Source organism: Chania multitudinisentens RB-25 (assembly GCF_000520015.2).
Taxonomy (GTDB): Bacteria; Pseudomonadota; Gammaproteobacteria; order Enterobacterales; family Enterobacteriaceae; genus Chania; species Chania multitudinisentens.
On record NZ_CP007044.2, the window covers coordinates 3,755,127 to 3,775,297 of the forward strand.

Here is a 20,171-nt window from a genome sequence, read left to right on the forward strand (position 1 = left end):
TTTCCGATCCACATAAACTATCCTCAATGTTGGTTTGTTATCTTCTTACAAAAGAGAGAATAGTTATGTCTGCTTTCCCGAAAGATTTCCTCTGGGGCGCGGCTACCGCAGCCTACCAGGTTGAAGGTGCGCATGATGCTGACGGTAAAGGCCCTTCCATCTGGGATACCTTCTCCCATCTGCCCGGCACCACTTATCAAGGCACCAATGGCGATGTCGCCGTCGATCACTATCATCGCTTCCGTGAAGATGTGGCGCTGATGGCCGAAATGGGCATGCAAAGCTACCGCTTTTCCATCTCATGGCCGCGCTTGCTGCCACAGGGCCGTGGTACGGTCAACGAAGCTGGGGTGAAATTCTACAGCGATCTGATCGATGCGCTGCTGGAACACAACATCGAACCGATGATCACCCTTTACCATTGGGATTTGCCGCAGGCATTGCAGGATGAAGGCGGCTGGGAAGCTCGCAGCACGGCGGAAGCCTTCGAAGAATATGCTCGCTTGTGCTATCAGCGTTACGGCGATCGCGTCAAACTCTGGTCAACCTTCAATGAAACCGTGTGCTTTATCGGCTTCGGTTATATCACCGGCGGCCACCCACCGGGGGTGAAAAACCCGGCACGCGCGCTACAGGCTTGCCACCATGTATTTGTCGCCCATGCTAAAGCGGTGGCGGCATTCCGCACCAGCGGCATCAATGGCAAGATCGGCTTTGTCAACGTGTTGCAGACCCATACCCCACTCAGTCAATCTGCGGAAGATCTGGCTGCCTATCAGTTGGCTGAAGGCATTTTCACCCACTGGCTGTACGATCCGGTGCTGAAAGGGGAATACCCGGCACAACTGCTGGCGCAAGCCCAAGCGGTGTGGGGCGTGCCGCAATTTGCCGCCGGCGATGAACAACTGCTGCGCGACAATATCTGTGACTTTATCGGCCTGAATTACTATAAGCGTGAAACCATTGCCGCCAATCATCATGAATCACACCTGACCATGAATACCTCTGGCGAAAAAGGCAAAGGCCATCAGCAAGGTAACGAATTCGGTTTCAAAGATTTGTTCAAATTCGTGCGTAACCCAACCGGAGTTTACACCGATTGGGACTGGGAGATTTACCCGCAGGGCCTGACCGAAGGCATCATGAACATCAAGGCGCGTTACGGTGATATTCCTATGTACATCACCGAGAACGGCCTGGGTGCCAAAGACCCCATCATCAATGGCGAAGTGGTGGATGACGATCGTATCGACTATCTGCGCCAGCACATTGGGGCGATTGAAGATGCCATCAAACAAGGCGCGGACGTGCGTGGCTATTATCCGTGGTCGTTTATCGATTTACTGAGCTGGCTCAACGGCTTCCAAAAACAGTATGGCTTTGTGTATGTGGATCACAACAAAGGCTTGGCGCGCCAGCGCAAGAAGAGTTTCTTCTGGTATCAGAAGCTGATCGGCAGCAACGGCGCGGAGCGGTAATTCCTCAAATGGGCGCTCCTATGGCGCCCATTTTCCATCTGATTGATCTTGAGAATGAACCGAGTATCCTATGCGGTTTTTCCCATCACTCAGGATACCGTTATGACTCAAGCTGAATATTCACGCATCGGCGGTTGGTTATTGGCCCCGATGGCCTATCTGATCGTTACCCTGCTTAGTGCCAGCCTGATGTTGCTGCTGTACGGCATGGCCATCTTCATGCCCGAGTCGCGCGAATACCTGACCACCAATGCGCAAGCTTTTACCCTGCCGTGGTATTTATCGGTGCTCACTGCGCTGGTGATGTGGGGTTTTACCTTGTATTTGCTGTGGTTGTTCTGCCAGCGCTCGCAGCGTTTCCCCAAACTGTTTCTGGTCTGGTTGCTGATCACCGTGCTGCTGGCGATCAAAGCCTTCGCTTTTGCTCCAGTACCGGATGAGATGGCAGTGCGCAGTCTCGGCTGGCCGTTACTGATGGCCGCATTGCTGGTGCCTTACATCAAGCGTTCCCAGCGTGTGAAAGGCACTTTTACCGAACGCTAGCGCTCTGCTGGATAAATTTTCATCAAAAGTCACAAAAAAGCGCAATATCCCTGCGATTCATCGGTTGTCGTTAGGCTGCCAATTCCCGATAATAGGCAGCTTTTATTTTTTTAGGCGTTGTAATGACCGAATACCTGCTTTTGTTTGTCGGCACCGTGCTGGTGAATAACTTTGTCCTGGTGAAATTTCTGGGCTTATGCCCATTTATGGGCGTTTCCAAAAAATTGGAAAGCGCCATCGGCATGGGCATGGCGACCACTTTTGTGATGACCCTGGCCTCTGTCTGCGCCTGGCTCATCAACAGCTTTATCCTGATCCCACTGGATCTGGTGTATCTGCGCACGCTGTCTTTCATCCTGGTCATCGCCGTGGTGGTGCAATTTACCGAAATGGTCGTGCGCAAAACCAGCCCGGCACTGTATCGCCTGCTGGGGATTTTCCTGCCGTTGATTACCACCAACTGCGCCGTGCTGGGCGTCGCGCTGCTGAACGTCAACCTGGGTTATAACTTCCTGCAATCTGCGGTCTATGGCTTCAGCGCCGCCGCAGGTTTCTCGCTGGTCATGGTGTTGTTCGCCGCTATCCGCGAACGTTTGGCCGTCGCTGATGTGCCTGCCCCATTCCGTGGTTCTTCCATCGCGCTGATCACCGCCGGATTAATGTCGTTGGCCTTTATGGGCTTTACCGGGTTGGTGAAATTCTAATGACTGCTTTGTGGATCGCCATTGCCGCATTAAGTGCATTAGGCCTGCTGTTTGGCGTGGTATTGGGATTTGCCGCCCGCCGTTTTGAGGTGGAAGAAGACCCGGTTGCCGAGCAGGTGGATGAAATTCTGCCGCAAAGCCAATGTGGGCAATGCGGTTATCCCGGTTGCCGCCCGTATGCCGAAGCCGTTGCCAACGGTGAGATGATCAACAAATGTGCCCCTGGTGGTGAACAGGTAATGCTGAAACTGGCAGAGCTGCTCAACGTTGAACCGCAACCGCTCGGTGATGAAGCGGTTGCTGAACCAGTGCGGAAAGTGGCGTTTATTGACGAAGCCAACTGCATCGGCTGCACCAAGTGCATTCAGGCTTGCCCGGTTGATGCCATCGTTGGCGCAACGCGCGCCATGCACACTGTAATTACCGATCTCTGTACCGGCTGTGACCTGTGCGTCGCGCCCTGCCCAACTGATTGTATTGAAATGAAACCGGTCGCGACCACTACCGCTAATTGGAAGTGGGATATGCAAGCCATTCCGGTGCAAGTGATTCACGTGGAGCAACATGTTTAATCTGTTCAGCGCCTTCAAAAAAGACCGGATTTGGGATTTCGACGGGGGAATTCATCCACCCGAGATGAAAACCCAATCCAGTGGTGTGCCGCTGCGCGTGCTTCCCCTGCCCGACATTTTTATTATCCCGCTACAACAGCATTTAGGGCCGGAAGGCGAACTGTGCGTGAAAGCCGGTGACCAGGTACTGAAAGGCCAGCCCCTCACTTTTGGCCGTGGCCGTACATTGCCGGTACATGCCCCTACGTCGGGCACCATTCGCGCTATTGAACCGCACGTAACCGCTCACCCTTCTGGGCTGGCCGAACTGTGCGTGATCATTGAGCCAGATGGTGAAGACCACTGGTGTGAGTTGACCCCGGTAGCAGATTACCGCCAATTAGATGCCGCCGATCTTATCCAACGCATTCATCAGGCCGGGATTGCAGGCCTGGGTGGTGCCGGTTTCCCAACCGCCAGTAAACTACAAGGCGGCCACGGTGTAGAAACCCTGATCCTGAATGCTGCCGAATGTGAACCCTACATTACCGCCGACGATCGGCTGATGCAGGAACATGCCGATCAAATCATTGAAGGTACTCAGATTCTGCGCCATCTGCTGCAACCCAGAGTGACGCTGATCGGCATTGAGGACAACAAACCGCAGGCCATCGCCGCCTTAAAAATAGCGCTGCGCGATCGGCAGGACATTGTGTTACGGGTGATCCCCACCAAATATCCTTCTGGCGGGGCCAAACAGTTAACTAAAATCCTGACCGGCAAAGAAGTGCCTCATGGCAAACACTCCTCGGCGATTGGCGTTTTAATGCAGAACGTTGGCACTGCGTTTGCCATCAAACGTGCGATTATTGATGGTGAACCATTGATTGAGCGCGTGGTCACCCTAACGGGCGATGCGATGAGCAAACCGGGCAATGTCTGGGCGCGCCTCGGCACGCCGGTGCAGCATCTGTTATCTTTCGGTGGCTTTCAGCCACAGCCGCAGCAGACAGTGATTATGGGTGGCCCGCTGATGGGCTTTACCCTCCCCACGCTGAACGTGCCGGTGGTAAAAATCAGCAATTGCCTGCTGGCCCCTGCGGCCAACGAAATGGCACTTCAGGAACCGGAGCAATCCTGTATCCGCTGCGGATTATGCGTTGACGCCTGCCCGGCCGGTCTGTTACCGCAGCAGCTTTATTGGTTCAGCCGGGGTAAAGAGCACGAAAAAGCACGTAACCACAATTTATCCGACTGCATTGAATGCGGTGCCTGTGCCTATGTTTGCCCCAGTAATATTCCGCTGGTGCAGTATTACCGCCAAGAGAAGGCCGAAATCAAAGCGCTGGATCAGGAAGCAGCACGTACCGCAGAAGCCAAAGCACGCTACGAAGCCAAGCTGGCCCGTTTAGAGCGAGAAAAACTGGCGCGCGAAGAACGCCATAAAAAAGCCGCGGTAAAACTGACCGACAGCGATCAGGATACCGTCAATGCCGCTTTAGCCCGCGTTCGTAGCAAAAAACTTGAGGCTGTTGGTGTAGTGATGGCTGGGCAGGAACCGGATAACAGCGCTGCCATTGCAGCCCGCGAAGCGCGTAAATTACAGGCCAGGGAACGTAAGGCCCTGTCAGCACAGGCAGCAACCGCTGAACAGCTAACGGAAGAGAGCGATCCGCGCAAGGCCGCCGTTGCCGCAGCGCTCGCTCGCGTAAAAGCCAAGAAAGCTGCGCAGCAGCAATTAGCCGCAACTGAGGTTCAAATTACCGCAACCGCCGCAGAAGATGATCCACGCAAAGCCGCCGTGGCCGCCGCCATCGCCCGCGTAAAGGCCAAGAAAGCCGCGCAGCAGCACATTAGCGCAGATAAAGAATCGGTAAGATAAGTTCGGTGCCTTGCCTTACGCAAGGCACGTTTAATCAATGGAAATCAGGTAGGTGTAATTGATATCGATCTGGCGCAGTTTGGCATCTTGATGCCACTCTTTGGTCTCAAGCATCTCCATTTCCACGCTCCCTTTGACTTCATTAAGTAGCCCGGGTCTCACATTAGTGAGCAGGTAAGAAACAAACTGACCACACTCTTTCGCCGTTCCCTGATGAGTAATAGAGATATAATCCCGCCCTGGAACATGAATATTATCAATATGATGACCAGAAAGAATATCTTTCTTGTGTTCGGGCTCCACTGCTATGGTATGCGTAGATAAACACTCATCGCTACCACATTCGCGCGAAGAATGAATGCTGAAAACTTTGCGGCACTCAACATTCAGCCCCCGGAAGAAATCTTTGAGGATCTCGGTTTTCATGGCCACACAGGAAGAAGGCTCGAACTCCTCCGAGACGGCAAACTCCAGTTCACGCGTGAAGCCGACCAAATGCATATCCGGCAACGTCAGCCGTTTCACTTCCGGGTAAAAATTCGCATCGTAGCGAACGTCAAAATTGAAACGCGGTACCAGGTTTTTCACATCCCATTTGTTCATCGTGCGGTAGCGGTTGGGGGTGATACCAAATCGCTGTTTGAACATCCGGGTAAACGTCTGCTGAGAGTCAAAACCCAACTCATCCGAGATATCAATAATTGAGCGATGAGTGATGCGCAGCGCAACAGCTGCGCGGGTAAGAATGCGCGAACGAATATAGGTAGCAAGCTGGATACCCGTAATGCGTTTGAATTTGCGTTGCAGATGCCATTTGGAATAACCGGAAATACGCGCAACTGCATCAAGATTCGGGCGAGTTTCCAAATGAATTTCGACCCATTCAATCAGCTCTTCAATAAAAAATATATCTTCATTCGTCATTATTATATGTTCACTACCTGAATAATACTCTGAATACTAACCTACATAGGTTCTATGAAAGTTGTTATTTTGTGCGAAGAAACGTACTAGAAATAACATGTTAGTTGTATCAATGACAACCTTTGCCGAACGTTTTTCAGCCAAAAAATCTGCTGTAATAGATTAACCTTGCGCATGTATGGCGGAAAAATTCAGATATGCCGTTGGTGAACACCTCTTTTCGCCCCAAAAGCTGAATATCCTTATCATTAGGACGTATTACCCTCCGCATGAATAAGGTAGAATGCTGCGCTGTAATTTTCCCCGGCGCTCGTAGCAAAAGCGCTGTGAACGTGCTGATCAAATGGTAGTGATTCTATGAAGTTCAGGCCGATACAACAAACAGCCGCCAAAGGCTTACACATCGCCAGCTCTCCTTTTACCCACAACCAGCAAAGCACTAGCCGGATCATGCTGTGGGTGATGTTGGCCTGTATTCCCGGTATGGTCGCGCAGGTGTGGTTCTTCGGTTATGGCAACCTGGTGCAAACCGTGCTGGCAATGATAACGGCACTGTTGGCGGAAGCGGCCGTTCTCGCGCTGCGTAAACAACCGGTACGCGCCCGCCTGGCGGATAATTCCGCCCTGCTCACCGCGCTCTTATTAGGGATCAGTCTGCCGCCGCTGGCCCCCTGGTGGATGATCGTGCTGGGCACCGCTTTTGCGATTGTCATCGCAAAACAACTCTATGGCGGCCTGGGGCAAAACCCATTCAACCCGGCGATGGTCGGTTACGTCGTCCTCCTGATTTCCTTTCCGGTACAGATGACCAGTTGGCTGCCCCCTGAAGAATTGCGTGCTGTCACGCTTTCATTACAGGATACCTTGCTGAGCATTTTCAGCGGGCACACCACTCAGGGTGCAACCATCCATCAATTACAACTGGGGATCGACGGCATCAGCCAGGCTACACCGCTTGATGGCTTTAAAACCGGTCTGCGCAGTGGTCACTCGGTGGAACAGGTCTTACAGCAACCGCTATTCAGCGGTGGGTTTGCCGGGCTCGGTTGGCAGTGGGTTAACCTGGGCTTTCTGGCTGGGGGGCTGTTTATGCTGGGCCGCAGGCTGATTCACTGGCAAATCCCTTTCAGTATGCTGGCGGTTCTTGCCCTGTGTTCAGGGCTAGCCTGGATGCTGGAACCCACGCATCAGGCGTCGCCACTGATCCATCTGTTTTCAGGTGCCACCATGTTGGGCGCTTTCTTTATCGCTACCGATCCGGTCAGCGCTTCAACTACGCCCAAAGGCCGGCTGATTTATGGTTCCTTGATTGGCCTGCTGGTTTGGTTAATCCGCGCCTACGGCGGCTATCCAGACGGTGTGGCTTTTGCCGTCTTGCTGGCCAATATCACCGTGCCGTTAATCGATCACTACACGCAGCCGCGCGTATATGGCCACCGCTAAGGAGTCATCATGCTGAATTCAATGAGAAAGCATGGCATCACCCTGGCAGTGTTTGCCGCGGTGACTACCGGTTTGACCGCCGTAGTCTACACCTTGACCAAAACCACCATTGCCCACCAAGCAGCGCTTCAGCAAAAAACGCTGCTGGATCAGGTAGTGCCACCGGAACATTATGATAACGATATGCAAAGCGAATGCTTTGTAGTGAGCGACCCGGCCTTGGGCAACGGTGCTCCGCATCGGCTGTATTTGGCACGTAAAAACGGCCAGCCCGTTGCTGCTGCCCTGGAAACCACCGCTCCTGATGGTTACTCTGGCGCTATTCAATTGCTGGTAGGTGCTGATTTCAACGGTACTGTGCTGGGAGTCCGCGTTGTGGAGCATCATGAAACACCGGGGCTTGGTGATAAAATTGAACTACGGATCGCCGACTGGATCACCCTTTTCAGCGGTAAAAAAATCGCAGGCCCTGATGACCCGAAATGGGCGGTCAAGAAAGATGGCGGTATGTTCGATCAGTTTACCGGTGCCACCATCACCCCACGGGCAGTAGTCAACGCCGTGCGCCGCACAGCGTTGTATATGGAAACGCTGCCGTCTACACTGAGCACCTTACCCATCTGTGGAGCCAGCGAATGAGTGAAGCAAAAGAGTTAATTATTCAAGGGTTGTGGAAAAACAACTCTGCGCTGGTGCAATTATTGGGCCTGTGCCCACTGCTCGCCGTCACCTCAACCGCCACCAACGCGTTGGGGCTGGGGCTGGCCACCACGCTGGTGTTGACCATCACCAACGGTTCCATTTCTGCCCTGCGCCGCTGGGTGCCCAGTGAAGTGCGTATTCCGATTTATGTCATGATCATCGCGGCAGCGGTGAGCGTCGTGCAGATGTTGATCAACGCTTATGCGTTTGGCCTGTACCAGTCTTTGGGGATTTTCATCCCGTTGATCGTCACCAACTGTATCGTGGTAGGCCGTGCCGAAGCCATCGCAGCAAGAAAACCGGTCGGTCTGTCCTTAATCGATGGAATGGCTATCGGTTTGGGAGCCACGGGCGCGATGTTCGTGCTGGGGGCAATGCGCGAATTAATCGGCAACGGTACTCTGTTCGATGGTGCCGATATGTTGCTCGGCGATTGGGCCAAGGTACTGCGCATTGAAGTCGTGCATTTTGACACCCCTTTCCTGCTGGCAATGCTGCCTCCGGGCGCATTTATCGGCCTGGGGCTGATGCTGGCAACCAAATATCTGATTGACGAGAAAATGAAGGCACGCAAAGCCGCACGCTTGCTGACTGAAGGCAAAATGGAACAAGGGCACGCAGAGAAAGCGTAATGAATAAAGAAAAGCGCCTGGAAATTCTTACCCGTTTGCGGGACCACAATCCGCATCCCACCACAGAGTTGGTTTACACCACCCCTTTTGAACTGCTGATTGCCGTGCTGCTTTCCGCACAGGCAACTGACGTCAGCGTCAACAAGGCAACGGCCAAACTTTACCCACTCGCCAACACCCCGGCAGCCATGCTGGCTCTGGGCGTTGATGGCGTAAAAGAGTACATCAAAACCATTGGCCTATTTAACAGCAAGGCCGAGAACGTGATCAAAACCTGCCGCATCCTGCTGGAACAGCATGGCGGAGAAGTCCCTGAAGATCGCGCAGCGCTGGAAGCCTTACCCGGCGTGGGCCGCAAAACGGCTAATGTGGTGCTTAACACCGCCTTCGGCTGGCCGACCATCGCCGTTGACACACATATTTTTCGCGTATGTAATCGCACCAACTTCGCCCCTGGGAAAAATGTTGAGCAGGTGGAAGACAAGTTGTTGAAAGTGGTTCCGCCTGCATTCAAGGTAGATTGCCACCACTGGCTGATCCTGCATGGGCGTTATACCTGCATCGCACGTAAACCACGCTGCGGCTCATGCCTGATTGAAGATTTATGCGAATTTAAAGAGAAAGTTTATCCCCTTAACTGACGCTTTAAACTGTACAGGCAACGTGATGACTCACAATTTTCTCGTTGCCACCGCATATAACTTGATGAATCTGCATATAATAGGGCATCGAATAATCTACCAGGATAATCTTCCATGCCCTTTTCCCCACAGCGCCGTAAATTGCTTCTGACAGCGGCAGCGATTCCCGTGATCAATGCATTCAGCCCACTACTGGCGTATGCCGCCGATAATAAACTACAGTACGCCCAACAACAGCTTGCCGCTCTGGAAAAAGCCAGCGGTGGCCGCTTGGGGGTTGTAGTTATCGATACTGCTGGAGGCGAAACGCTGCAACTGAATGGCGAACAACGTTTCCCATTCTGTAGTACCTTCAAAATGATGGTCGCTGGTGCCATTTTACACCACAGTGTGAGCAACCCTGGCTTTATGCAGCAGCCTGTTCGTTACTCAAAAAGCGATTTGGTGGCCCACTCACCTGTCACTGAAAAACACCTTAACCGTGGCATGAGCGTTGCCGAACTGTGCGCCGCCACCATCCAGTACAGTGATAACGCAGCGGCCAATCTGCTGATGAAACAGCTTGGTGGGCCAGCGGCCATTACCGCTTTTGCTCGCAGCATCGGTGATACCGCATTCCGTCTGGATCGCTGGGAGACTGAGCTTAATAGCGCGATTCCGGGTGATGAACGCGATACCACTACCCCTGCCGCCATGGCCAGCAGCCTGCAAAAATTGGCCTTGGGGAATGCATTGCCGGAAGCACAACGCGAGCAATTGGTCATCTGGATGAAGGGGAATACTACCGGAGATCAACGTATTCGTGCTGGCGTACCCGCCGGTGCGATCGTTGCTGATAAAACCGGCGGTGGCAGCTACGGCACCACTAACGATATCGGTATCGTTTGGCAAGAGAAGCGTGCCCCACTGGTGATCGCCATTTACTTCACTCAACCGCAGCAGGATGCCAAAGCCAATAATGAGGTAATTGCCTCCGCAACGCGTATCGCCAGCCAGGCGTTTGCATAATCCCCCTGCCTTCGGTTCAATCATGGGCCTCATTCTTGAGGCTCATCTCGCCTCACCGCTCAGCCTTGGCTCTCTACCAGGCCAAGCGCGTTGGGGATAACATCATCAACCTGATGATGAAAAACACAAGGATCGGAAATCAGGGCAAAAGCCTCGTCATCCGGGTAAGTCACGGCGATATGGTAATCTTCGCCAGCGAAACGTTTGATGGCCTGCAACGATTCCCAATAGGTAGCCAGAAAAAAATGCGCATACTGGCCCTGAATTTCCTGCCTGACGAAGGCTCCGCAATTACCCGCAACTGATTCAGCGTGCTGAACACCGGTAACAGCCAAATGTTCGGCAAATCCTTGCCGATAGGCTAACGGCACACAGCCGTGCCAAGTTCTGACGATCATAACTCACCTTGTTGAATATAAAATCAAAAATTATGAATAATTTATCATGCTTTTACCCCTATTTAATCTCTCTTGATATGATTTATATTCGGCAGAAATACTTTGGTAAGATCGTAAATAGGGTCAAACTCATGCCCGTTAACCCGTAAATAAGGAGTTATCCGTGCTTGCTTCTGTATTATCTCCAGAATTGCTGCTCCCTTTTCAGCCCTATCAGGAATTGGCCCAAGAGTTGTTACCGCTGACGCTTGATGGCGATGATGGTTCTCACGATGTGGCCCACTTACACCGCGTGTGGAAAAACGTTCGCCAAATCAGCCGCAATGAAGGGGGCGATCTGCGAATTCTTTGTGCTGCGGTTTTATTACATGACTGTGTAACGGTAGAAAAGAACTCACCGCAGCGCCATCTGGCTTCACGTATGGCGGCAGAAAAGGCAGCTACCACGCTGGCCAAACTCAATTGGGCTACCGCAGATATCGAAAAAACGGCGCATGCGATCGAGGCACACAGTTTTTCTGCTGCCATTCTCCCGCAAACGCTGGAGGCAAAAATCCTACAGGATGCCGACCGGCTCGATGCGATTGGTATGATTGGCGTCGCCCGTTGCTTTTATATCGGTGGCCGCATGCGCAGTGCGCTTTATGATGCCGCCGATCCGCTGGCACAGCGGCGCCAGTACGACGATAAGCGTTTCACTCTGGATCACTTTGAAACCAAGCTGTTTAAACTACAGGATAAGTTTCAGACCTCAACGGGCCGAACCCTGGCTGCACAGCGGACGGCACGCATGCAGCGCTTCCTGAATGAGCTTCAAGAAGAAGTTTGATAACTGTGCAGCAATATTTATGACATAAATCCTGTACACTGAAGGCTAACTTCACAAAACAGGTGGCGATAATGAAAAAACTGACGCTGAAAGACATGACGGAAAGCGAGCAACGTGAAGTAAAAACCGAGTTGGATAGAGCACGTAAACATCATGGCCGACCATTAACCAACGCTGAACAAAACAGAGTGAAAGATGAAGCCATTGAGCGCATTATGGCCGCACGTGAAAAAATTGCCAAAGTAGCCCGAGCAGAGCGCAAAGCCAAACGCGCGCAACCCACCAGCGCAACATTCAGCTGGACCGCCTCCATCAGCACCCGCCCACATCGTTGAAAACAGACCCCGCCCCTGGCGGGGTTTTGCTGCTTAATCGTACTTATCATTAGATTTACCCGCCAAGGGCAAGCTGTAGAAATCGTGCGTTAATTAAATTTAATTGGCAAAACCGCTGTAATTTTAGCGCCAGAGAACTAGGATGAGAGGTTACATGTGCCTGTCACTCATCACTATCAAGGAGTTTCCGATGAAATTGTTCTATAAAGCCGGTGCCTGTTCCCTATCACCACACATCATTCTACGTGAGGCAGGATTAGATTTTACTGCGGAAAAAGTCGATTTGGCCCAGAAGAAAACGGAAAGTGGTGCCGACTATCTGGCAATCAATCCGAAGGGGCAAGTCCCGGCTCTGGTACTTGACGATGGCAGCCTGCTGACCGAGGGCGTCGCGATTGTGCAATATCTCGCCGATCGCGTCCCGGATCGTAATCTGATCCCGGCAGCGGGAACACTTTCACGCTATCACGCCATTGAATGGCTGAACTATGTCTCAACGGAAATACATAAAGGCTTCAGCCCGCTGTTTAACCCAAAAACACCGGATGAATATAAAGTCATCGTGCGGGAAAAACTGGAGAGCCAGTTCAGCTATCTGGATTCGGTGTTGGCAAAACAGCATTACCTGCTAGGCAACCGTTTCAGCGTGGCGGATGCTTATCTGTTCACCGTGCTGCGCTGGGCGTTGGCTATGCAGTTCGATCTCAAAAAGCACGCGCATTTAACCGCCTATTTCGACCGCGTCGCGGCTCGCCCGGCGGTAGAAGCTACGTTGCGCGCAGAAGCACAGTAATAACTCTGTCCCCGGCGCTAATGGCCGGGGATTTATTTTACAATTTAACCGCTTTGAACTCACCGCGCGGCTGCACAATACAATCCTGCGCCGCCACCACCTGTAATTCATACTCACCCATAGTTTGCGTCATGAGCATTACGTCATATACCGCCGCCGTGACGTGCTCCAGCGCTTTATCCAACGCCGCGCCCTTCAGCAGATTCACCAGCAACAAACCGCTGGTCAAATCGCCCACGCCCACCGGCTGACGTGCACCAAAGTCCACCAACGGGCGGCTGATATGCCAGGCTTCGTCGGCCGTTATCAGCAACATCTCAAAGCTGTTGGGCTGATAACCCGCGCGGCTGAGGTGTTTTACCAAGACCACCTTCGGGCCTTTGGCGATCAGTTCACGGGCAACCTTGACCGCCTGTTCCACACTACTGACTTCCTGTCCACTCAGCAGTTCCAGCTCCAACAGGTTCGGAGCCACAATATCGCTGTACGGCAGTGCCTGCTGGCACAAAAATTCGGCAACGCCCGGTGCCACAATACAGCCCTTTTCCGGGTGCCCCATGACCGGATCACAGAAATACCACGCATTAGGGTTGGCCTGTTTTACCTGCCGCACAATCTCCAGAATGTGGCCGCCCTGTTCCGGCGAACCAATATAACCACTCAGTACCGCATCACAGCTTTTCAGCTTATCAATAGCGGCAATACCCTGAGTAATTTCGGTCAGATGGCTGGCTGGCATCACACAGCCAGTCCACTGGCCGTACTGGGTATGATTGGAAAACTGCACGGTATTCAATGGCCAAACGTTAACGCCCATACGGCGCATCGGAAACTCTGCGGCACTGTTACCTGCATGCCCGAACACGACATGCGATTGTATAGAAAGAATATTTTTCATCAAAACAACCTGACCTTAAACACCACCACAGGAAACACCTGTGCCCTGACCCTGTAAAGTAAAAGGGCCCTGAGGGCCCTTTGCACACAGGGATTACGCTTGCCAATCAACCAGACAGTAATGCTTCTTACCACGGCGCAGCAGTGTGTAACGGCCAAACAGACGATCGCTGTCGGTAAACAGGTATTCTGGATTGGCCTGCTTCTCACCGTTGATGGTAACCGCATTGGAACCGATCATGGTACGGGCCTGCCCGCGCGACGGCACCAGTTCTGCATTGACCAGCGCCTGCTGCAAATCAGCATCGCGCCCCAGCTTGACCGTCGGCATACCATCCTGCGCCAACTGCGCAAAATCGGCTTCCGTCATGTCGTGCAACGCACCCGAGAACAGGCTCTGGGTAATACGCTGCGCCGCCGCCAGCCCTTCGGCGCCGTGCACCATACCGGTCACCTCTTCCGCCAGCACGTACTGAGCACGTGGTGCTTTGTCACTGTTCCGATCTTCTTCTTCCAACGCATTGATTTCTTCCAGGCTCAGGAAGGTGAAGAATTTCAGGAAGCGATAAACATCCGCATCCGCCGCATTAATCCAAAACTGGTAAAACTTGTACGGGCTGGTTTTTTCCGGCGCCAGCCAGACCGCTCCACCTTCGGTTTTACCAAATTTGGTACCGTCAGCTTTGGTGATCAACGGAACAGTAAAACCGAATACCTGCTTTTGATGCATACGGCGGGTCAGATCGATACCGGAGGTGATATTGCCCCACTGGTCAGAACCGCCAATCTGCAACTCCACCTGATGGCGGTGGTACAACTCAGCAAAGTCAAAACTTTGCAGCAGGTTATAGGAAAACTCAGTGAAGGAAATGCCCGAATCATCGCGGTTCAGACGCTGCTTCACCGCTTCCTTGTTGATCATCTGGTTGACCGAAAAATGTTTACCGATGTCACGCAGGAAGCTCAGCACGTTCATGCCGCCGAACCACTCATAGTTATTCGTCACCACCGCGCTGTTGCCGCCGCAGTCAAAATCAAGGAACGGAGCAACCTGTTTACGGATTTTCCCTACCCATTCATTGACCGTTTCCGTGGTGTTCAGCTTGCGTTCATCGGCTTTAAAACTGGGATCACCGATCATCCCGGTCGCACCACCGACCAAGGCGACCGGTTTGTGCCCCGCCAGTTGGAAACGTTTCAGGCACAGCAGAGGCACCAGATGGCCCAAATGCAAGCTGTCAGCGGTCGGATCGAAACCGCAATACAGTGCAATTGGCCCTTGCGCCAGCCGCTCTGCTAACGCTTCCTCGTCCGTCACCTGGGCCACCAGGCCCCGCTCTTGCAATTGTTGAATCAGGTTGATGCTAGCCATCATTTCTCCATGTATAAACGAATGCACCTTTGCCGGTACACGGCCTTCGCCCGCTGGCGAAATCATAAATTCAGGGGTCGTGCATCTACCCCATAAATGCCAAGCCGCGGCCAACAATGCGGCAGCTTGAAAAATAAGGGGTATAGAATAAAACGCCAGCGGCATCAGCACCAGCGCTTAAAAGGGATTTTCCGTCGATCAGGGTGCCAGTCGGTCAATTTTCCAGTCATTTCCAGCGCGCTGATACAGGAAACGATCGTGCAAACGGTGCGCGCCTCCCTGCCAGAATTCAACAGAGTCAAATTTGACACGAAAACCGCCCCAAAAACTGGGCAATGGCACCTCACCCTGTTGGAATTTTTGTTTCAGTTCGAGGAATTTGCTTTCCAATACGCCCCGCGCAGAAATACGTGATGACTGTTGCGAAACCCAGGCGCCAATCTGGCTGTCTTTGGGGCGGCTGTTGAAATACTTCATCACTTCCAGCGTGGATAGCCGCTCGGCTTGACCAAGAAAGATCACTTGCCGATCAAGCATATGCCAAGGGAATAATAGACTGATACGCGGGTTTTTCGCCAGTTGCTGCGCCTTGCGGCTGCCCAGATTGGTATAGAACACCAAACCTTGGTCATCAACATGTTTGAGCAGCACGATACGTTGGAAAGGCTGCCCCTGTTCGTCCACCGTGGCCACGCACATGGCGGTAGGATCGGCCAAACGTGCATCACAGGCCTGCTTCAACCAACGTTCGAACAACGCCAGGGGATTAGTGGTCAGATCATGACGGCGCAGGCCACCACGAGTGTATTCGCGGCGCAGATCCGCAACATCAAATTCATTATTATCAGCCATCTGGGGGTATCAACCAACCGGTGAATTCGTCATGACATTCTGCGCCTGTGGCACCAGAATCTCAATCGTTCTGATGTTGCTTCACTGGATCACTGTACAATCACTCATGATCACTCTGTCGTGGCGTTCAACCCAGGCACTTTGCCCCTTCGACCAGAAAACGTACTTGCCATCGCTGTATCGAGTGCCTGACGCTGCCGCTACCTGCTTCAATTGCAACTGTTCACCATCCATCAGGAAACTGGCCGTGCTCGTTTTAGCATTCAGTGTAACGGTCAGCGGTGTGGTGCCACATTGATAATGCAACGTTTGGTTTTTCTGCTGCATCATATGACTACAACCCGCCGACAGCAGAATAATGGCGCTCATCAGAACCTTCTTCATGCTATTGCTCCTTAAGATATACCATTATCTATCCTAACAGAGCTAACGGTGGCCCAATGGCAAAACCGGATAAATCCCACCCAGCAGCGTTTCACAACGGGCTCCGGTCACCGAAGGCAAATTGCCGGGCTGCCCGGAAAGCGTGCGAAACGCCAGCCAGGCGAACGCCAATGCTTCCATATCATCCCCGCTGACGCCAAAACTATCCGTAGAAGCCACTTCAATACCTGGCAACAATGCCGACATTCTGGCCATCAGCAGCGGGTTACGTGCTCCACCACCGCATACCAGCAACCGCTCACATCCTCCTGCCAACAACACCTGTTCGCAGATGGTGGTGACCGTCAGTTCAACTAGCGTCGCCATGACATCCACTGGGCTGATACCGGGCAGCGTAGCCAACTGCTGGTCCAACCAACGGGCATTGAAATATTCACGCCCGGTGCTTTTCGGTGCCGGCAAAACAAAGTAAGGATCGGCCAACATTCGCTGCAACAGAGGCAAGCAGACTCGCCCCTCCATCGCCCACTGGCCCCCCTTATCATAAGGCTGCGCACGATGCCGCCATACCCAGGTATCCAGCAGCATATTACCCGGCCCGGTATCAAAGCCACGCACGGCAATACCGGGTAATAACAGGGAAAGATTGGCGATGCCGCCGATATTCAATACCATGCGCCGTTCCGTGGGATGAGCCAGCAACGCCTGATGAAATGCGGGCACCAGTGGCGCACCCTGGCCACCATAGGCCATATCACGCCGGCGAAAATCTCCCACAGTGGTGATATTGGTTAGCGCTGCCACCCGGTTGTTATCTCCCAATTGCATAGAAAAACGCATCTCACCTTCGGGCTCATGCCATACCGTCTGCCCATGGCAACCAATAGCGGTGATGGCATGTGCAGGAACATCGGCTTGCTTCAACAGAGTCATGACCGCTTCGCCAAACAGAGTGCCCAATTGCGCATCCAACCGGCCAACCGCCGAAAGCGTTGTTTGCTGCCCCTGGCACATCGCCAGAATATCTTCCTTAATAGGGATCGGCATCGGGTGGCTATAACTGGCTTGCTGTGCCACCATACGTTCATCAATGGCGGCAAGAACCACATCAATTCCATCTAGACTGGTGCCTGACATAACACCGATATAGCGTCCTGACTTCATAGCAATATCCTTTCTTCATTCAGGGCTGAAAACCTTTTAGCTCATTAAATAAACCAGAAGTTTGTCATTAACGCCATGAATTATGATGTTTTTTTACATTTTTTACATAAAATGCCTTATTTCGTATTGGTAATGGATGTCATCATCCGTAATTAATGACAACAAAAAGTTACGCTTATTTTCCCCACGCTCTGTTATAAAGCTAAACCACCGTTTATTATTGGTTAAAGAGGCCAAAGTTAAGCTGTGTACAATAGCGAGTCCATAGTGGTATTACGCATGTTCAGCCATACTTGTTAAGATATTTCATTAAATCTGGTTTGAGCTGGTTTCCCAAATCAGGATTACCAACCGCAGGAGTTTTATATGATCAAGCGTCTTTTCACCATTGTTCTCGTCGGAATCGCGCTAGCAGGTTGTGCCGACCCAACAACCTCTGGTGATGTATATTCAGCCACTGATGCCAAGCGTGTACAGACGGTGACTTTTGGCACCTTAGTATCGGTGCGCCCGGTACAGATTCAGGGCAGTGATACGGCCAACACGATCGGCACCATCGGTGGCGCGGTTCTGGGTGGTTTCCTGGGAAATACCATCGGGGGGGGTACAGGCCGCAGCCTGGCAACCGCCGCAGGTGCCGTTGCGGGCGGCGTTGTCGGTAATAGTATTGGTAGCGTCGCTGCCCGTACTAATGGCGTTGAACTGGAAATCAGAACCGATAACAGAGAAAACATTATCGTTGTACAGAGAGCCGGTTCGACTCAGTTCAGCCCAGGCCAGCGCGTGCGTATGGCGCAAAACGGCAGCACTGTGACCGTTTCACCACTGTAATTCTTTTTCGTGGGTAAAGCTGGAGGCTCAAAGCCTCCGCTTTCAATTTTGATGTTGCATAAAAATGATTTGCTACCATCACTAAATTTATTATTTTTCTTGCAGCTCAGTGATGTTTTGTTCAAGTTTATCAAGCAGGCTTATTAAAACTTTTACTTCATCTGTTGAAATACCGTTGAGGATTTCTCCTCTTGTTGAGGTAATCACATTATCCACTTCCTGAATAATAGGTTCGGCTGCCTCTGTCAGTTTGATGCGCTTTGCACGCCGATCATTCGCGCAGGTGTGGCGGGTGATCAACCCTTTATCTTCCAGCTGATCCAGCGTTCGAACCAAAGAAGGCTGCTCAATGCCAATCGCTTTTGCAAGCTGAATTTGCGATTGCTCAGGCGGTAAACGGTTAATATTATACAAAGTTACCCAATGTGTTTGCGTGAGATGCAAGGGTTTGAGCCGATGATCAATCAACGCTCGCCAGACACGAACTAATCGTGCTAAATCTGAACCTAATGTAGATTCCACTTTCACCTCCTTATAATTAGCATGCTAATATTGTATTCCAAAGTGTAGACCATTTTGATTAAGCTATATTAAAAATACAAATGTATATAATCTATATTGTAAAAGTCACCACTAAACTTCTCAGTCATTGGTTATCCTCTGTGCGGATATCTTTCCATATTCACTCATAGGGATTGTTAACGTGAATACATCTTGGCCTCATCCTGCATCTCCCCTCACCGATTTGGTGCTTGGTGCATCACTTTATTTCCCCCCAATATTTAAAGCATTCTTACTCGGATTGATGTTTTGGCTGCTGATTCATCACCTGCTGCGTGATTGGATTTATTCCGGTGAAATCTGGCATCCCATGTTGATGGACTTATCCATTTTCGTCATTGCCGTCAGTGGCTCTCTGTGGATTTTAGCAAGTTGGTAACTCATGAATCATAAAACACTAAAATACTTCTCAACGGTTATTGTGTGTGCTATTGCCCTCTATGCAGGTTGGTGGTTATGGAATAGCTATATGCAATCCCCATGGACACGCGATGGGAAAGTACGCGCAGAGCTCGTCAATATCACTTCGGAAGTTTCTGGTAGGTTAGAGAAAATTAATGTTCGTGACAATCAGTTCATCCCTGCGGGAAGTCTGATTTTTAGTATCGACCCCGTGCCTTATCAAATCGCCTTAGATAATGCGGAGGCTGCATTGGCAAAAGCACAGTCGGAACTGGCTAAATCCGAACATGAAGCCGCCCGCCGCCGCAATTTGCCACACAGCGTTATTTCCTCTGAAGATTTAGATGAATCCAATTTAACCGCAGAGGCCATGAAAGCCGCTTATAAAGCCGCACAGGCCAATCTGGAACAAGCCAAGTGGAATTTAAGCAAGACAAGAATTTATGCACCAACGGATGGCTATATTACCAATTTGCAGGCGCGTGTCGGTAACTACGCCACTGCGGGTATCCCGTTGGTCGCCCTGTTGGATATTCACTCATTCTATGTGCTCGGCTATTTTGAAGAGACCAAACTGCGGCATATAAAAGAAGGCCGTAAAGCCGATATCGTCTTATATAACGGCAACATTCCTTTACAGGGACAAGTAGAAAGCATTGGCCGGGCGATTTATGATCAGAGCGTAGAAAACAGCAGCGATTTATTAATGGACGTGAAACCGAATGTCCCCTGGATTCGTTTGGCACAACGGGTGCCAGTGAGGATAAAACTGCTCAATGTACCGGATGATTTACCTCTGGTGGCAGGCACAACCTGCACCATTTCAATTCATACTCAGGATTGAC

General features: G+C 51.7%; 23 protein-coding genes and 1 pseudogene. 16 read left to right on the forward strand and 8 right to left on the reverse strand.

All coding sequences use genetic code 11. From position 1 onward, the window contains the following. Window positions 1–65 precede the first annotated feature (65 nt). The 5 genes and pseudogenes from Z042_RS16370 to rsxC all read left to right on the forward strand — a co-directional run. The gene (locus Z042_RS16370) at window positions 66–1,478 is read left to right on the forward strand and encodes a GH1 family beta-glucosidase (RefSeq protein ID WP_024913094.1); all 1,413 of its coding nucleotides are present in this window, start codon (window positions 66–68) and stop codon (window positions 1,476–1,478) included. 102 nt (window positions 1,479–1,580) lie between these two features. Beyond that, window positions 1,581–2,021, forward strand: coding sequence for a DUF2569 domain-containing protein (locus Z042_RS16375; RefSeq protein ID WP_024913093.1), 441 nt, complete (start codon window positions 1,581–1,583; stop codon window positions 2,019–2,021). A 122-nt stretch (window positions 2,022–2,143) separates the two neighbouring features. Continuing rightward, window positions 2,144–2,725, forward strand: a complete 582-nt coding sequence (rsxA, locus tag Z042_RS16380; RefSeq protein WP_024913092.1) for an electron transport complex subunit RsxA — start codon at window positions 2,144–2,146, stop codon at window positions 2,723–2,725. Further along, window positions 2,725–3,297: an electron transport complex subunit RsxB gene (gene rsxB / locus Z042_RS16385; protein ID WP_024913091.1), complete on the forward strand. Its 573-nt coding sequence runs from the start codon at window positions 2,725–2,727 to the stop codon at window positions 3,295–3,297. The genes rsxA and rsxB overlap by 1 nt, the downstream gene beginning before the upstream one ends. Then, window positions 3,290–5,125 (forward strand): annotated as a pseudogene (gene rsxC / locus Z042_RS16390) (electron transport complex subunit RsxC); the annotation flags it as partial. The gene rsxB and the pseudogene rsxC, both read left to right, overlap by 8 nt. Before the next feature lie 63 nt (window positions 5,126–5,188). Here rsxC and Z042_RS16395 read toward each other — a convergent pair. Beyond that, a complete protein-coding gene (locus tag Z042_RS16395; protein WP_024913089.1) occupies window positions 5,189–6,082 on the reverse strand; it encodes a helix-turn-helix domain-containing protein in 894 nt (297 codons plus the stop codon). Window positions 6,083–6,439: 357 nt separating this feature from the next. On the opposite strand from Z042_RS16395, the gene rsxD reads away from it, so the two are divergent. The 5 genes from rsxD (at window position 6,440) to bla (ending at window position 10,508) form a co-directional block, all read left to right on the forward strand. Beyond that, complete coding sequence (rsxD, locus tag Z042_RS16400) at window positions 6,440–7,525, forward strand: electron transport complex subunit RsxD (protein ID WP_024913088.1); 1,086 nt, start codon at window positions 6,440–6,442, stop codon at window positions 7,523–7,525. Window positions 7,526–7,534: 9 nt separating this feature from the next. Continuing rightward, window positions 7,535–8,164: an electron transport complex subunit RsxG gene (gene rsxG, locus Z042_RS16405; protein ID WP_024913087.1), complete on the forward strand. Its 630-nt coding sequence runs from the start codon at window positions 7,535–7,537 to the stop codon at window positions 8,162–8,164. Beyond that, window positions 8,161–8,859: an electron transport complex subunit E gene (locus Z042_RS16410; protein WP_024913086.1), complete on the forward strand. Its 699-nt coding sequence runs from the start codon at window positions 8,161–8,163 to the stop codon at window positions 8,857–8,859. The genes rsxG and Z042_RS16410 overlap by 4 nt, the downstream gene beginning before the upstream one ends. Then, window positions 8,859–9,500, forward strand: a complete 642-nt coding sequence (gene nth, locus Z042_RS16415) for an endonuclease III (protein WP_024913085.1) — start codon at window positions 8,859–8,861, stop codon at window positions 9,498–9,500. The genes Z042_RS16410 and nth overlap by 1 nt, the downstream gene beginning before the upstream one ends. A gap of 114 nt (window positions 9,501–9,614) precedes the next feature. After that, on the forward strand, window positions 9,615–10,508 hold the full coding sequence (gene bla / locus Z042_RS16420; protein WP_024913084.1) for a class A beta-lactamase: 894 nt from the start codon (window positions 9,615–9,617) through the stop codon (window positions 10,506–10,508). A gap of 59 nt (window positions 10,509–10,567) precedes the next feature. Here the strand turns inward: bla and Z042_RS16425 are convergent, their stop codons facing one another. Then, window positions 10,568–10,906 (reverse strand): hypothetical protein, encoded by a 339-nt coding sequence (locus Z042_RS16425; RefSeq protein WP_024913083.1) that lies wholly within the window; start codon window positions 10,904–10,906, stop codon window positions 10,568–10,570. 163 nt (window positions 10,907–11,069) lie between these two features. Here Z042_RS16425 and Z042_RS16430 point away from each other — a divergent pair, with 163 nt between their 5' ends. The 3 genes from Z042_RS16430 (at window position 11,070) to gstA (ending at window position 12,863) form a co-directional block, all read left to right on the forward strand. Next, window positions 11,070–11,735 carry an HD domain-containing protein gene (locus tag Z042_RS16430; RefSeq protein WP_154666980.1) on the forward strand — a complete coding sequence of 222 codons (666 nt, stop codon included), beginning with the start codon at window positions 11,070–11,072 and terminating at the stop codon, window positions 11,733–11,735. Window positions 11,736–11,806: 71 nt separating this feature from the next. After that, window positions 11,807–12,070, forward strand: coding sequence for a YjbD family protein (locus Z042_RS16435; RefSeq protein WP_024913081.1), 264 nt, complete (start codon window positions 11,807–11,809; stop codon window positions 12,068–12,070). Between the two features lie 190 nt (window positions 12,071–12,260). Next, window positions 12,261–12,863: a glutathione transferase GstA gene (gene gstA / locus Z042_RS16440; protein WP_024913080.1), complete on the forward strand. Its 603-nt coding sequence runs from the start codon at window positions 12,261–12,263 to the stop codon at window positions 12,861–12,863. 37 nt (window positions 12,864–12,900) lie between these two features. Here gstA and pdxY read toward each other — a convergent pair whose 3' ends face one another. From pdxY to anmK, 5 genes are all read right to left on the reverse strand, one after another. Then, window positions 12,901–13,761 carry a pyridoxal kinase PdxY gene (gene pdxY / locus Z042_RS16445; protein WP_024913079.1) on the reverse strand — a complete coding sequence of 287 codons (861 nt, stop codon included), beginning with the start codon at window positions 13,759–13,761 and terminating at the stop codon, window positions 12,901–12,903. Window positions 13,762–13,854: 93 nt separating this feature from the next. Beyond that, window positions 13,855–15,132, reverse strand: a complete 1,278-nt coding sequence (gene tyrS, locus Z042_RS16450) for a tyrosine--tRNA ligase (RefSeq protein WP_024913078.1) — start codon at window positions 15,130–15,132, stop codon at window positions 13,855–13,857. 198 nt (window positions 15,133–15,330) lie between these two features. Next, window positions 15,331–15,984: a pyridoxamine 5'-phosphate oxidase gene (pdxH, locus tag Z042_RS16455; RefSeq protein WP_024913077.1), complete on the reverse strand. Its 654-nt coding sequence runs from the start codon at window positions 15,982–15,984 to the stop codon at window positions 15,331–15,333. An 81-nt stretch (window positions 15,985–16,065) separates the two neighbouring features. Next, window positions 16,066–16,368 carry an MliC family protein gene (locus Z042_RS16460; protein WP_024913076.1) on the reverse strand — a complete coding sequence of 101 codons (303 nt, stop codon included), beginning with the start codon at window positions 16,366–16,368 and terminating at the stop codon, window positions 16,066–16,068. A 42-nt stretch (window positions 16,369–16,410) separates the two neighbouring features. Further along, window positions 16,411–17,532: an anhydro-N-acetylmuramic acid kinase gene (anmK, locus tag Z042_RS16465; RefSeq protein ID WP_024913075.1), complete on the reverse strand. Its 1,122-nt coding sequence runs from the start codon at window positions 17,530–17,532 to the stop codon at window positions 16,411–16,413. Between the two features lie 366 nt (window positions 17,533–17,898). Between anmK and Z042_RS16470 the strand changes: the two genes are divergently transcribed. After that, window positions 17,899–18,363 (forward strand): outer membrane lipoprotein, encoded by a 465-nt coding sequence (locus tag Z042_RS16470; RefSeq protein ID WP_024913074.1) that lies wholly within the window; start codon window positions 17,899–17,901, stop codon window positions 18,361–18,363. 90 nt (window positions 18,364–18,453) lie between these two features. On the opposite strand, the gene slyA is transcribed toward Z042_RS16470, so the two are convergent. Next, complete coding sequence (gene slyA, locus Z042_RS16475; protein ID WP_024913073.1) at window positions 18,454–18,885, reverse strand: transcriptional regulator SlyA; 432 nt, start codon at window positions 18,883–18,885, stop codon at window positions 18,454–18,456. Between the two features lie 181 nt (window positions 18,886–19,066). Here slyA and Z042_RS16480 point away from each other — a divergent pair, with 181 nt between their 5' ends. Both Z042_RS16480 and Z042_RS16485 read left to right on the forward strand, forming a co-directional pair. Beyond that, window positions 19,067–19,303, forward strand: coding sequence for a DUF1656 domain-containing protein (locus Z042_RS16480; protein ID WP_024913072.1), 237 nt, complete (start codon window positions 19,067–19,069; stop codon window positions 19,301–19,303). Window positions 19,304–19,306: 3 nt separating this feature from the next. After that, on the forward strand, window positions 19,307–20,170 hold the full coding sequence (locus tag Z042_RS16485) for an efflux RND transporter periplasmic adaptor subunit (protein WP_024913071.1): 864 nt from the start codon (window positions 19,307–19,309) through the stop codon (window positions 20,168–20,170). Window position 20,171: the final 1 nt, after the last annotated feature.